The 13475-nt window shown below is 38.6% G+C and carries 15 protein-coding genes and 1 tRNA gene; 10 read left to right on the top strand and 6 right to left on the bottom strand.

Going from position 1 to position 13475, the window contains the following annotated elements; translation table 11 throughout:
• Positions 1 to 22: 22 nt before the first annotated feature.
• The 3 genes from CTY47_RS01180 to CTY47_RS01165 all read right to left on the bottom strand — a co-directional run bounded on the left by CTY47_RS01180 (position 23) and on the right by CTY47_RS01165 (position 3314).
• Complete coding sequence (locus tag CTY47_RS01180; RefSeq protein ID WP_099463043.1) at positions 23 to 2035, bottom strand: glucosidase family protein; 2013 nt, start codon at positions 2033 to 2035, stop codon at positions 23 to 25.
• A gap of 301 nt (positions 2036 to 2336) precedes the next feature.
• Positions 2337 to 2546, bottom strand: a complete 210-nt coding sequence (locus CTY47_RS01175) for a hypothetical protein (protein ID WP_099463042.1) — start codon at positions 2544 to 2546, stop codon at positions 2337 to 2339.
• A gap of 366 nt (positions 2547 to 2912) precedes the next feature.
• Entirely contained in the window at positions 2913 to 3314 is a 402-nt protein-coding gene (locus tag CTY47_RS01165; protein WP_099463040.1) for a hypothetical protein, read from the bottom strand.
• 89 nt (positions 3315 to 3403) lie between these two features.
• Between CTY47_RS01165 and CTY47_RS01160 the strand changes: the two genes are divergently transcribed.
• Complete coding sequence (locus tag CTY47_RS01160) at positions 3404 to 4288, top strand: 1,4-dihydroxy-2-naphthoate polyprenyltransferase (protein ID WP_099463039.1); 885 nt, start codon at positions 3404 to 3406, stop codon at positions 4286 to 4288.
• Positions 4289 to 4489: 201 nt separating this feature from the next.
• On the opposite strand, the gene CTY47_RS01155 is transcribed toward CTY47_RS01160, so the two are convergent.
• Complete coding sequence (locus CTY47_RS01155) at positions 4490 to 5365, bottom strand: NAD kinase (protein ID WP_099463038.1); 876 nt, start codon at positions 5363 to 5365, stop codon at positions 4490 to 4492.
• 16 nt (positions 5366 to 5381) lie between these two features.
• Complete coding sequence (locus tag CTY47_RS01150; RefSeq protein WP_099463037.1) at positions 5382 to 6041, bottom strand: CBS domain-containing protein; 660 nt, start codon at positions 6039 to 6041, stop codon at positions 5382 to 5384.
• 85 nt (positions 6042 to 6126) lie between these two features.
• Here CTY47_RS01150 and CTY47_RS01145 point away from each other — a divergent pair, with 85 nt between their 5' ends.
• The 8 genes from CTY47_RS01145 to CTY47_RS01110 all read left to right on the top strand — a co-directional run bounded on the left by CTY47_RS01145 (position 6127) and on the right by CTY47_RS01110 (position 12419).
• The gene (locus CTY47_RS01145; RefSeq protein ID WP_099463036.1) at positions 6127 to 6840 is read left to right on the top strand and encodes a pyridoxine 5'-phosphate synthase; all 714 of its coding nucleotides are present in this window, start codon (positions 6127 to 6129) and stop codon (positions 6838 to 6840) included.
• A gap of 33 nt (positions 6841 to 6873) precedes the next feature.
• A complete protein-coding gene (locus tag CTY47_RS01140) occupies positions 6874 to 7587 on the top strand; it encodes a MotA/TolQ/ExbB proton channel family protein (RefSeq protein WP_099463035.1) in 714 nt (237 codons plus the stop codon).
• Between the two features lie 5 nt (positions 7588 to 7592).
• Positions 7593 to 8003, top strand: a complete 411-nt coding sequence (locus tag CTY47_RS01135; protein ID WP_099463034.1) for an ExbD/TolR family protein — start codon at positions 7593 to 7595, stop codon at positions 8001 to 8003.
• Between the two features lie 5 nt (positions 8004 to 8008).
• Positions 8009 to 8857, top strand: a complete 849-nt coding sequence (locus CTY47_RS01130; RefSeq protein ID WP_099463033.1) for an energy transducer TonB family protein — start codon at positions 8009 to 8011, stop codon at positions 8855 to 8857.
• 17 nt (positions 8858 to 8874) lie between these two features.
• A complete protein-coding gene (locus CTY47_RS01125) occupies positions 8875 to 9420 on the top strand; it encodes a DJ-1 family glyoxalase III (RefSeq protein ID WP_099463032.1) in 546 nt (181 codons plus the stop codon).
• 189 nt (positions 9421 to 9609) lie between these two features.
• Complete coding sequence (locus tag CTY47_RS01120; RefSeq protein ID WP_099463031.1) at positions 9610 to 10803, top strand: peroxiredoxin family protein; 1194 nt, start codon at positions 9610 to 9612, stop codon at positions 10801 to 10803.
• Between the two features lie 65 nt (positions 10804 to 10868).
• Complete coding sequence (locus CTY47_RS01115; RefSeq protein ID WP_099463030.1) at positions 10869 to 11783, top strand: DMT family transporter; 915 nt, start codon at positions 10869 to 10871, stop codon at positions 11781 to 11783.
• A gap of 96 nt (positions 11784 to 11879) precedes the next feature.
• Positions 11880 to 12419, top strand: a complete 540-nt coding sequence (locus CTY47_RS01110) for a 30S ribosomal protein S16 (protein ID WP_099463029.1) — start codon at positions 11880 to 11882, stop codon at positions 12417 to 12419.
• A 223-nt stretch (positions 12420 to 12642) separates the two neighbouring features.
• Here the strand turns inward: CTY47_RS01110 and trxA are convergent, their stop codons facing one another.
• The gene (trxA, locus tag CTY47_RS01105; RefSeq protein WP_099463028.1) at positions 12643 to 13116 is read right to left on the bottom strand and encodes a thioredoxin; all 474 of its coding nucleotides are present in this window, start codon (positions 13114 to 13116) and stop codon (positions 12643 to 12645) included.
• A 183-nt stretch (positions 13117 to 13299) separates the two neighbouring features.
• Here trxA and CTY47_RS01100 point away from each other — a divergent pair.
• A tRNA-Ser gene (locus CTY47_RS01100) sits at positions 13300 to 13384 on the top strand.
• Positions 13385 to 13475 lie beyond the last annotated feature (91 nt).

The raw sequence follows: 13475 nt of genomic DNA, 5'->3' as shown, positions 1-13475 counted from the left end.
GACGCCTTTTTTTATTGTTGGATTACCGTGTGCTACCTGGTAGCTCGACCGTTATAGTTTCTCCTTCTTTAGTGTTTTTGTGTAATAAGGTTTTATTACCAATTTTGACCGATATATCTATCTTACTTTGGTTTCGGTTTACTTCGATATCAAAAGAGGTTCCGAATGCTTTAATATTCCGTAAGCTCATTGTATTCCACTCCTTAGGCAGGCGAGGTGTGAAAAGGAATGATTTTAAACCGGTAGGACGGATTCCGAATAAACCTTCTGTTATGATGCGGCAATATAACCCGCTTTCGGCCGATAAATGGCGTTGACTTCCTTCCGGCCAGGCTTCGATAGCATAGGGGACGTGTTCTCCCAGTAAACGCTGGTTGGAATAGAACTTGAGATATTCGGTTGCTTTCTCTGTTTCACCACACGCATAGACTCCACGTAATGCGTACAAAGTAGAACGGTCCCAGAAAGTTTCGCTGCCGGCCTGTGTCAACAAACCGTTTTTTGTCCATAGACGCGGGGAGAAAAGGGCTTGGATAGTTGCTTCTTTGCGATTGTAAATGCCAACGGTCAGCGGAATACAAATCCATGAGCGTAGTATATCATTACCTTCGTAATATTGATATGTATCGAAGCCTTCTACTTTGGCTCCGAAATAGCTTTCCATGTTTTTGCGGAGAGTCTTAGCCTGTTTATCATAAGATGCCAATTGGGCCGAAGGTTTATGCAAATCTTTTCCTAAATATACAGCAGATAATAGGGCATCATAATATAATGAGGATGTACACAGGTTGGCTTTGCCCGCCGGAAAACGGTTTTCCAATTCGTCTGCATCGGAAGCTACTACACCTTCGCTGTTCAACTGGCGATGGCAATATTCCAGGCACCATTCAATCAAAGGCCATAGTTCTTCAGCTTCTGCTTTATCTCCTTCGGCTAAAGCATAACGCGCTGCCCCGTATGCAACCATCGCTGCATCACCACGGTCTCCGGCTCCTCCCCATACATCGGTACCTTCTGCTATAATGGAACTTGGTATCTTACTATATTCCCGATTCATAAACCGTGCGAAGTGCTTAAAAGAGTTCAGGGCTGATGCGTTTCCGGTTTCATATCCTAAATATGGAAAGAACGGATTGATATATTCGGCTTGGTCGTTAGCCCAGATTGCAGCATAGTAAGATTCGCCTCCCGGACCATGAAGCAATCCTCCTTTAGTGTCGTATATACTTTCGGAGCCGCGTATTTTTGCAAAGGCAAACATCGTGTTGATTACAGGATCCGGGGTTTCAAGAATCAGATTATTCCATAACCCGGAAACAAGACTTTTGCGGGCTTGCAGTTCTTTTTCAATATCGGGTTTAAGTTCTGTTTCCCCGTTTTTATATCCGGTTATGGATGTATAAAATACAAATGTTTCTTTGGGCCGGAGTTGTTTGGTTGCCGAACCTGTTATTTCGGATATAAGTTTGTAGCTACCGTCTACACCCATTGAAGGATCTGTATTTGTTATGGTTCGTGAAACGGGGACTTCGACTGTAATATTGGTTTCCCCCGTATTTTGCAAGATATATTTCTCGTATATGGCAGGATTGGATACGGAAGGGAAAATGGTGCGTATTAAGGATATGCTTGCATGGCCAGGGAAGGAAAAAGTGCTTTCTACAATCATTGTTCCGTCTAATGTTATTGTATGTACTTGTTCGTTTAATAATGATAATCCGTTTACAGTAATCATTTCGGGCGCATTCCATGCAAATTTTCTTGTAAGGCTGGCGTGTGTGTTGTTGGGAATTGTTCGCAACATAGGCCACACTAAGCTTTTATTCAGTCGAAAGGAGCCATCTTGATTCACCCCGTAACGTAATACGGTTGAAACTTTCAGACCACTCATTTCAATATGATCATAATGAGGTAGCTTATCTTTTACTTTCCATGAAATACTTCCGTTTGGATTAATTGTCCATCGGTTTTGCGCAACAAGTATCCCCGTACTTGTACAGAGACAAAAAAGCATGATAAGGAATTGTCTTTTCATAATAATATTGCTATTTAAAAGCACATGAATATATTACATATTGTTTTATTTACATGCAATATTCGTGAATTAATTAAAGATATGCAACGGGTTGAATAAAATAAGATAAAAAATGTCCGGTTTCCTATTGGCAGGTATTATAGATACCATACTCAAATAAACAGCAAGTTATTTTTTAATAGGCAGAAAAACGTATTTCAAGTAACCCCAAGTCACCTCGGAGTAACAATAGGAAGTTTTTCCGGACATTTGTTAGGTTTTTGTATTGGAATATTTGTCTTATAATGAATATTCTAAATCTTTATTCATAGTCATATTCCTCTGGCTTTTCATGAGCTGCTTGCTTTAATTGTATGCCACGCAATACAACCATCACTACGGTGATAAAGCCTAAGCATCCCATTATTACATCTTTAGTCATTATGTTAGAGAAGTCGGTAGTACCAACTAATACTAATGTGATAAATGATAGCATCATAACTGCATCTACCAAATCTTTATTTATTTTCATATCTTTCTGTTTTTTTAATTATGTACCTCACTTATTTGGATGTCTCTTCGTTAATCGCAGTCGCTTCTTCCGTGTTCCCGGAATTACTGAGACCTCTCATGATCCCATATAAACCGACACAAAGTGTGCCCATTACGATAACAAGTTTCAAATAGTCGTTTGTAATAATTGAACTACACGCAAGTACGCAACCTGCAATTGTGATAAGAACATAAAGATATATTCGGCCTTTGCCTGATTTATTTTTAGACATAATTGTATGATTTTAGAGTGAATAATAAATTGATTTGTGCTGAAAGAGCACAATAATTAAATGGTATAGAAGATATGGCTTCCATACGCAAAGACGCAATTATTCGCAATAAATCAAATAATGAGTTTCCGGAGGACAAAGATGTGATGCCCCATCCGGCAGAGAAGAGTTGATAAGTTTATGGTATGACAATCTGAATTAGTTTCAGATACTTTATGGAGTACGTTTATTCCTTTCAAGCGGATGAACTGTAGCGTTTTTTCTGCCCCTTTTTGAATACGTAACTCAAAGTTGTAATTGGTTGTTTGAATATTCCGGCGGGGCGTAAGACCGTTACTGCCTTTTAATTCACTGCTTAGTATTTCCAGATGATGTTGTATATCGGCAGAAGTTTTTTCTTTCATAAGAGTTTCCTGATTGGCAGCAATAGTATCGTTGTCCCTATTTACACCATCTTCCGGTGCAAGCAGAAACATACCAATTAGCAGACCTATTATAAATAGAATATTCTTCATGCTGCAAATATATATGAAATCTTAATAAAGTAACAACTATTTGGTTTTTTTGTTTTTACTTTTGCAGGTAAAATATGTAAAAGGTTGATATGAAAGAAGAAAAAACTCTTTTAAGTGCATGGCTGGAAGCTGCCAGGCCAAAAACATTGCCTGCTTCGTTTAGTCCGGTGTTAGTAGGATGTGCTTTGGCATATCGTGATGGTATGTTTCGCCTGGTGCCTGCTATACTTTGTTTATTAGTAGCTTTATTGGCACAAATTGCCAGTAATTTTGCGAATGATTATTTTGATTTTAAGAAAGGTGCGGATAAAGAAGACCGTTTAGGACCGGACCGTGCGGTGGCTTCGGGTTGGATTACTCCAAAAGCTATGTTGAAAGGAACTTTTGTCACCTTGGCATTGGCATGTCTTTGCGGATGTATGCTTTTGTTTTATGCCGGTTGGGAACTTATTCCGGTAGGTTTAGCCATTGCGATATGTGTGTTAGCTTATTCTGCAGGACCTTTTCCGTTGGCATATAATGGTTTGGGTGATGTTTGCGTGTTGCTGTTTTATGGAATGATTCCGGTTTGTTTTACTTATTATGTGCAAGCACTTTCTTTTTCTCTATTGTCTTTTTTATTATCATTGGCATTGGGTTTGTTGTCTGTCAATATTCTGATTGTAAATAATTACCGGGATTATGAACAAGATAAAGCAGCCAATAAGCGGACTACAATTGTTTTATTTGGCCGTAATTTTGGTCGCGTTGTTTATTTTATAAATGGGGTAGCCGCATTACTTATTGTGATGCCTTTATTATTAAGTAGTGCTTGGTGGATACATTTTGTATTTGGCGCTTTTGCAGTCCTTTTTATATCTACCTGGATGGAGTTGAAGCTTTACCGGGGGCGTGAACTTAATAAAACGTTAGCTCATACGGCGCGCAATGTTTTTTTGTTTTCCTTGTTATTGATGGTAGTTTTGCTCTATTGAATAAGTAATATCGTTTTATTCATTTATATTGGGTATTGGATTATGTATGCGGAACAGTATAAAACAAAAAAGGCTATCCATCACGGACAGCCAATCTTCATTGTTAACCTTAAATCTAATACCATGAAAAACACAGTGCAAATATATGGTGTTTATGTTTTATAGCATAACTTTTCGGCATAAATCTTTTGATATTTAACATTATTTCATTCTTGCGTCTGCTCCCCACATTAATTTTTCCCGCAAAGTCTGGTAAAAAGTATGGTTGTAACGCTTGATGACCTTTGTTGTATAATTAGCTTTACTTATTTCCAATTCTATACCGGTAGGGAATACTTCCGAACGGCCGTCCAGCGCAATAAGAAAATTGCTGCTCCTGCTCTCTACTCCTAATGTAATTGTATATGAATCAGGTATGACTAATGGACGGACATTTAATGAATGGGGAGCTACGGGACTTAATACAATATTGTTACTTTGCGGCAGTATGATAGGACCGTTTACACTCATAGAGTAGGCTGTAGACCCTGTAGGTGTAGCAACGACAAGGCCATCTGCCTGATAGGATGTCAAATAATCTTCATTTAACGAGGTGTGGATGGTTATCATGGATGATGTGTCACGTTTTAGAATTGCGATCTCGTTCAATGCGTAATTATAGCCATGATAGATGTGATCTTCCGTATGAAGACGTAGTAAAGTGCGTTCTTCTATGCGGTAGTAGTTTTTGAAAAGTTCTTCGAGAGTATCTTCTACTTCATTACTGCTTACATCTGCTAAGAATCCTAAACGTCCGGTGTTGATGCCGAGTATCGGGATATTTTGTTTGTTTACCCGTGCTGCTGTTCGTAAAAATGTTCCGTCGCCGCCGATACTTAAAGCAACATCCAGGTTAAATTCGTCTCCACTTATAAGTCCCGACATGGGTGGCTCGTATCCTAAAGCGTCGGTAAGGAATGTGTAAAATAGACTGTCTACATATACTTCGGCTTCCAGGGTATGTAGTTTTTCAAATAGACGTTTGATTAGGTTTTGTTTTTCAACCTGATGTTTACTGCCAAAAACTCCTACTTTCATATTTTAGTCCTTTCTTTTACATATTCATATAATGTAGCAATTCGTCCATCCGCTGCTGTAAAACATCGTCTACCATTCCTTTTTCCATGAAATGGTAGAGAACGGTATAATTAAACCGTTCAAAGCTGCGTATAACGGGCGATGCATCCTCCAAATCGATCTTAATGGAGATTAGCAACTTTCCTGTATCTTTATCCGTATGTGATAATAGATTTATAACATGGGCATTGTTGGATTCAACCAGACGGGCAATATCTGAAAGAACATAATCCTGAGGCATCATTTCGAGGACAATTATACTTCCTTCTGCTTCTGCATTACATAATTCGGATAAAGCCTCGATTAATTTGTCCCGGGTGATGGCTCCTGAGTAAATGCCTTCGGTGGAAACAACCGGTAGTAAGCTTAAACCATAGCGTGTTATGATTGCAAGTGCTTCGTGTAAATGGCTGTCCTCACGTACACTGGGTGCAAACATTACCGGTTCGCCAATAGTAATTGATGAGCTAGGTATGGCTAACAAATCTTTTTCCGAAAGTAAACACTGATATGTGTTTTCATTTAGTAATGGAAGATGTTTAAGTTTAAAATCATCCATTAGCCCTAAAGCGTATTCTACTGTGTCAAAACTTTTTAACACCGGAATATCTTTCATTATGAAATCTTTTACTAACATTTTTCTGTAAATTCCCCAAATCCTACTAAATTTGTCGATACTTTTGTGCAAATGTAATCAAGAAAAAAAGATATAACGATATTCGATGACAAATTTAAGTGTAAACATTAACAAGGTTGCAACTATTCGTAATGCGCGCGGCGGTAATATGCCGGACGTGCTGGAAGTCGCTCAGAATTGTGAATCTTTCGGTGCCCAGGGTATTACAGTTCATCCTCGTCCTGATGAAAGACATATCCGTTACAGTGATGTGTTTGCTTTGAAACCGTTGATTAAAACAGAGTTTAACATAGAAGGTTATCCCTGTGATGCATTTGTGGATTTGGTTTTGAAGGTAAAACCTACACAAGTTACGCTTGTTCCGGATGCTCCGGATGCAATAACGTCTAATGCAGGATGGGATGTGAAAATTCATTTTGACCGTTTGAGTGAGTTGGTCGATACTTTTACTACGAACGGTATCCGTACCTCTATTTTTGTAGGTACAGATTTGGATAATATCGTACTGGCAGCAAAAACCGGCACCGACCGTATTGAACTTTACACAGAGCCGTATGCAACTAAATATCCGGAGAATCGTGAAGAAGCTATTGCTCCCTTTATTGCTGCTGCACAACAAGCTAAAAATTTGGGTTTGGGAGTAAATGCCGGCCATGACTTGAATTTGGATAATCTGGCGTATTTTAATCAGAACATTCCTTGGTTGGATGAGGTTTCTATAGGACATGCTTTAATCTGTGATGCTTTATATTATGGATTGAAAGAGACTATTAAACTATATAAGGATTGCCTTTCGTAAATTAAAAATTGAAAATTCATAATTAAATTAAGTATGAGTATTTTACTTTCACTCCAGGCCACAGGAGCACAGGCAGCAGATCAGATGCCTGATCTAACATCAGTGGCACCACTTCCTACAGAGGCTGAGATTAATGTTATAGACCTTGCATTTAAAGGCGGGTGGATTATGATTGTGTTGTTGTTATTGTCTCTGATGGCAATATACATCTTTGTGCAGCGGTTAATGGTTATCCGCCGTGCCGGTAAAGAGGACGAGTCTTTTATGAACCGTATTAAAGATTATATTCATGAAGGTAAGTTGGATTCGGCGTTGAATCTTTGTCGTAGTACAAATACGCCTTCTGCACGTATGATAGAAAAAGGAATCACCCGTTTGGGACGTCCAATGAATGATGTCCTTGTGGCAATAGAGAATGTAGGTAACCTGGAAATTGCAAAGTTGGAAAAAGGTTTTCCTTTGATTGCTACGACAGCGGCAGGTGCTCCTATGTTAGGATTCTTAGGTACTGTGACTGGTATGGTACGTGCGTTTTTTGATATGGCTAATGCCGGAACGAATGTAGACGTCTCGTTACTGTCTAATGGTATTTATGAAGCTTTGGTCACAACAGTTGGAGGTCTTGTGGTAGGTATTATCGCTTTGTTTGCATATAACTATCTGGTTTCCCAGGTAGATAATGTTGTGAATAAGATGGAAGCCCGTACAATGGAATTTATGGATTTATTGAACGAACCAGCAAATTAATTGAGATGGCTTTAAAAAGAAGAACAAAAGTAAATGAATCTTTCAGCATGGCATCTATGACGGACGTCATATTTCTATTGTTGATTTTCTTTATGGTTACTTCTACTGTCGTAATTCCGAATGCTATCAAAGTCACCTTGCCGCAAGCTCAGAAGCAAACTGCAGCTAAACCGCTTACCCGTGTGACGATAGATGCCAATCTGAATTATTATGTAGCTTTTGGCAACCAACGGGAAAAACAGGTTTCATTTGAAGAGATTACTCCGTTTCTGCAAGATAGCTATGCCAAAGAACCGGAAATGTTTGTAGCTCTTTATGCGGATGAAACCGTACCTTATAAAGAAATTGTAAAGATTCTGAATATAGCGAACGAAAATAAGTTTAAGATGGTGCTTGCCACACGTCCGCAGAAATAACGTCTATGAAGTTTAATAAAGATGACATATATGGTATAGTTGGTACGGTTGCTTTCCATGCAGTACTTTTTCTTATCCTGTGGTTTTCGGTTTTGAAAACGATTATACCCGATGAAGATGGAGGCGTATTGGTCAATTTCGGAAACGTAGATGCTGCTGCAGGAATGTTTGAACCTAAGTATACCGGACAGGAACTACCTCAGGAGACGACAACGCCTCCTCCTCCGGAACCTGCACCTAAGGTTGAAGCTCCGAAAGAAGAATTGATAACTCAGGATATCGAAGAGAGTGTCGCTATTAATGAGGCTAAAAAGAAAGAAGAGAAACGGAAAAAAGAGGAAGCGGAGAAGAAACGCAAGGAAGAGATAGAAAAGGAGCGTATTCGTAAAGAAGAAGCTGAAAAGAAGCGTATAGCAGACGAACGACGTAAAAAAGAACAGGCTATTAGTAATAAAGTAGCCGGTGCTTTCGGTATGGGTAGTACCGATGGTAATAGTCAGGGCGATGCCGCTTCTGGAACAGGCAACCAGGGAAGTCCGTTTGGAAATTCCGATCATGGAGCAAATGAAGGAGTGGGAGGTTACGGCTCTTTTAATCTGAATGGTCGTTCTATCGGAGCCGGAGGACTACCGCGTCCTGCTTATACCATACAAGAGGAAGGGCGTATAGTGATTAATATTACAGTAGATCCGAAAGGAAATGTGATATTTACGGAGATAGGCCGGGGAACTAATATTGATAATGCATCTATGCGTAAAAGTGCTTTGGACGCTGCCCGTCGTGCTAAGTTTAATAGCATTAACGGAACAAATAACCAAAGCGGAACAATTACGTATGTTTATAAGTTTAAATAATATAATCGGATAAAGTCATGAAGAAAGCGTATGTATTCTTTGCTACCGGCTTCGAAGAACTGGAAGCTGTTGGAACCGTAGATATTTTACGTCGCGGAGGTATTAATGCGAAAACCGTTTCTATTACGGGCGAACGCAAAGTAACGGGTGCTCATGGTATGGAATTTGTGACAGATAGTTTGTTTGCAGAAACAGATCTAACGGATGCAGATGCTTTGGTTTTACCCGGAGGTATGCCTGGGGCAACTAATTTAAACAATTATGAGCCATTAAAAGAAAGGCTTTTAGAGCAATATCGTAATCAAAAGGTAGTTGCTGCTATTTGTGCCGCTCCGCTTGTGTTAGGAGGATTAGGTTTGTTGAAAGGCCGTAATGCTACTTGTTATCCGGGTTTCGAACCAAAGTTGGTTGGTGCAAATGTCACGGGTGAGGCGGTAGAAGTGGATGGCAATGTCATTACGGGTAAAGGCCCCGGATTAGTATTTAATTTTGGATTGGCATTGGTTGCTGCATTAAAAGGTGAAGCAGTTGCCGAAGAAGTAGCGGCGGGATTACTTTTGTAATTTAATCATTCTAAAATAAGAAGGGATAAAAGATAACCTTTATACAGTCTGTTAAAAGGTGGTAAAAGTCAGGTCTGACAGTTGTCGGGTCTGACTTTTCTTTATATTTGTATGTACGATTATTTCGGAATATGCTTTGATGTAGTTTTTTACGAAATTATAATAGATTGAACTAATAAAGATATTGCTATGAAAACACGACTGTTGATTATTTCTGTTTTCTTATTGTCTGCTATGACAAATGCTGCTCAGGATATGAAGAAGGATTATCTGGGAAAAGTGTTAGATAATTTGGAGAAGATTGAGTCTGCTACCTATACGGAGATTATGGAAGCCTGGGAACCGGGAGATACTATTGCCTCCTATCGGACTCCATTCATAGTGAATGAATATAACAATCCTATTGACACTATTATTGGTGCTTCTTATGCATGCTTTACGCCAAGTATTGAATTTTATGGCGGATATGATGGTGAAAAGAAAGCTATAGTATATGATGAGGATAAGATTATCGTTCTGGATGATTTTACAGCAAGGAAATTGCCGTTCAGGCTTGTTACGCCACCTTTCTTTAGCTTCACTAAGAATGTTATTAAATATGCACTTGAAACGAATGACAAGATTACGATGGAGCTTGATGATATGGCGGAATGTTATCACTTCAAATTAACCATAAAAGAAGATAAACAGGTCGAATTCTTTGGAAAAGCTTATTATATGGATAATCCGTATGCTTTTGATCCCACATCTGTTTATGAGCTTTGGATTCGAAAATCGGATGACCTGCCTTATAAATACAGAAGGGAGCAATGCCATAATATTTCCGTTGTTACATGCCAGGATGTTGAATGTAATAGGTTGTCTATTGAAGATTTTAATTTATCTGATTATTTTCCGAAAGACTTTGAAGTTCGTATGTATGGTCAAAAACGTAATGTGCCGGTTCTGCCGGAACTTACTGGAATAAAGGCTCCGGACTGGACGTTGAACGATATAAAAGAAAAAACTGTATCTTTGTCGGACATTAAAAGCAAAGTGGTATTATTAGAATTTACGGGTATTGGCTGTGGGCCTTGTATGGTATCCATTCCTTTCCTGAATAAATTAAAAGATGACTTTGGCGAGGATAAACTTGAAGTTGTGGCAATTGAAACATGGAAACGGAACGCACATTCCGGACAAAATTATGTGGATAAACACAATATAACTTATATGTTCCTGAGTGCTACGGATGCTGTAATTAAAGACTATCGGACTGGAGGAGCTGCTCCTGTCTTTTTTATACTGGATGAGCATCGAACGATAAGGAAAATAATAAATGGCTATAATAAAGAGGTTACAGATAAAGAGATACTTGATGCCATAACCGGATTATTAGAGTAAAAGTTAGTATACAAGTATATCATCGCAACTGGTATATGTTGATTGTTTAAAAAAAAGAAATTACGATGAGTAACCTCAAAGGTTTTGCGTTTGGTATTGCAACTTCTATAACGTTCGGTTTAATACCGTTATTTACATTACCTCTCATGGCTAGTGGAATGCTGTTTGATTCCATTCTTTTTTATCGTTTCTTTTTTGCTGCGATTTCTCTGGCGGGAGTTATGAAAGTGGAAAAGCAATCATTTCAGATGGACAAAAGGGATATTCCGGTGCTGATATTGTTGGGTGGATTTTATACAATATCCTCTTTGTTCCTGTTTTGGGGATATAACTTTATGGCAGCAGGAATTGCTACGACGCTCCATTTCACTTATCCTATATTTGTCGCTCTTATTATGATGACGATATTTAAAGAAAAGACTTCATGGGTAACTGTGTTTGCTATTCTTTTAGCCGTATCCGGTGTTGCACGTCTTTCTATAGGAGATGGAGAATTGGCTTTAAATCCCGTTGGTGTAGTTATTGTTCTTTTTTCGGCTGTAGGGTATGCTTTATATATAGTTACGGTAAATAAGTCGAGGGTACATGCTATGAATGGACGGAAACTTACCTTTTATGTATTTATAGTCAGTACATTCATGTTTCTTGTTAAGGCGTTGATGAATGGCGGGCTGCAACTGATACCGGATGGACAGTCATGGATGAATCTGATTTTATTAGCTATTGTTCCGACTGTGATTTCTAATGTCACTTTAGTACAGGCAGTGCATAATATAGGATCAACATTGACTGCTGTTTTAGGGGCAATGGAACCGGTGACAGCCGTGTGTGTCGGTGTTTTACTATTTAGTGAACCTTTTACTTCTCATGTTGCTTTAGGTATCCTTCTGATAATAGTAGCCGTGACTCTTATCATACTTTCCAAGTATATACAAAAAAGTTTACGGGGATTAAGGCATAAATGGATGGTGAATCATTAACTTTTAAACGTTTTTCTGTTTAAAAGTTTGTTTTAAAGACGAAAAAACTTATCTTTGCACCCGCTAATACAAACAGCTTAAATTAATTATTCAAACATGGCAACAAAAATTAGATTGCAAAGACACGGTCGTAAAAGCTACGCTTTTTATCAGATCGTAGTCGCAGACAGCAGGGCTCCACGTGATGGAAGATTTATTGAAAGGATAGGTTCTTATAATCCGAACACTAATCCTGCTACAGTAGATTTGAACTTCGAAAGAGCTTTGTATTGGTTACAGGTAGGTGCACAACCTACAGATACAACTCGCAATATTCTTTCTCGTGAAGGAGTTTGCATGAAAAAGCATTTGCTGGAAGGTGTAAAGAAGGGTGCTTTCGACGAAGCAGCAGCTGAAGAGAAATTTCAGGCTTGGTTGAAAAACAAACAGTCTTCTATTCAGGCTGTAAAAGACAAAGATAGCGAAGCTGCAAGAGCTGAAGCTAAGGCTCGTCTGGAAGCAGAGAAAGAAGCAAATAAGGCAAAAGCAGAAGTTGTAGCTAAGAAGAAAGCAGAATTGGCAGCTGCAGCCGCCGCTGCTCAAGCTGAAGAAGCTGCTCCTGCAGAGGAAGCTCCTGCAGCTGAAAGCGCTGAATAATTCGTGCTGGTGCTAAAATAAAAAAGAGGATATTCTTTTAGGATATCCTCTTTTTTGTATTGGTAATTATCTGATGAAATTTAGATAAGCAACTGAATTGATTTGAATAGAAGGCTAAAAGAAATAGGGTGGGCAACTAAATAAGAAAAGGTTTGTATCTTAGTTTTATTAAAAACAGATACAAACCTTTTCTTTTGCTTTTATATAGACTGTTGCGTCGTTTTTATTTCTTTTTACCGAGCAAGAAGCTATTAATTTGTTCAACAAAAGCTTCCTTAGGTAGGGCACCTTGTGCAACTTGCGGTTGCCCGTTCATCGGAATAAATAAAAATGTTGGTATACTTTGTATCCCGAATGCAGAGGCTAGCTCTTTTTCTTTGTCAACATTTACTTTATAAATCACAATGTCATTTTTGTAAGTTTCAGCAAGCTCATTTAAAATAGGAGCTACTTTCTTACACGGACCACACCAGTCAGCATAAAAATCAATTATGCAAGGTTTGTCTCCTTCGTAAACCCATTTGTTCGGACTTTTCTCGAAATCGAATACTTTAGAAAGAAACTCTGCTTTATTTAGATGCACAACTTCCGCGGTTGTTGCTTTCTCTGCTTGCTTTTCTCCTGTTTTTGCAGACATTGTACAACTAACCAAAAGAAGTACGACTGAGATTGCTAATAAACCTTTTAAATTTCTCATAAAAAACTGTTTACTGTATTAATACTGTCTACAAAAATAACAATAAATTGTCTTTAAACGTTCATACGGATAGCTAAAAGAAAAATAATAAACGAAAAAGAAAAATATAATGCCAAACGCTAGGAAGTAAAAAAAAACTTATTACCTTTGCACCGCAATCGAGAGAAAAATGGTTGCACGACTGGAGAGATGGCAGAGTGGTCGATTGCGGCGGTCTTGAAAACCGTTGAACTGAGAGGTTCCTGGGGTTCGAATCCCTATCTCTCCGCTGAACGCTAAAGACAAATAGTGGAAAAGTTAAGAAAAGTCCCGTAAAACCTTGATTTTACGGGACTTTTTTATTTTGTCGGCAGACAAGC

It is taken from the genome of Parabacteroides provencensis, from assembly GCF_900232875.1.
Lineage (GTDB): Bacteria > Bacteroidota > Bacteroidia > Bacteroidales > Tannerellaceae > Parabacteroides > Parabacteroides chinchillae.
The sequence above is the reverse complement of the archived record's forward strand: the minus strand, read 5'-3'. Positions and strand labels throughout refer to the sequence as shown.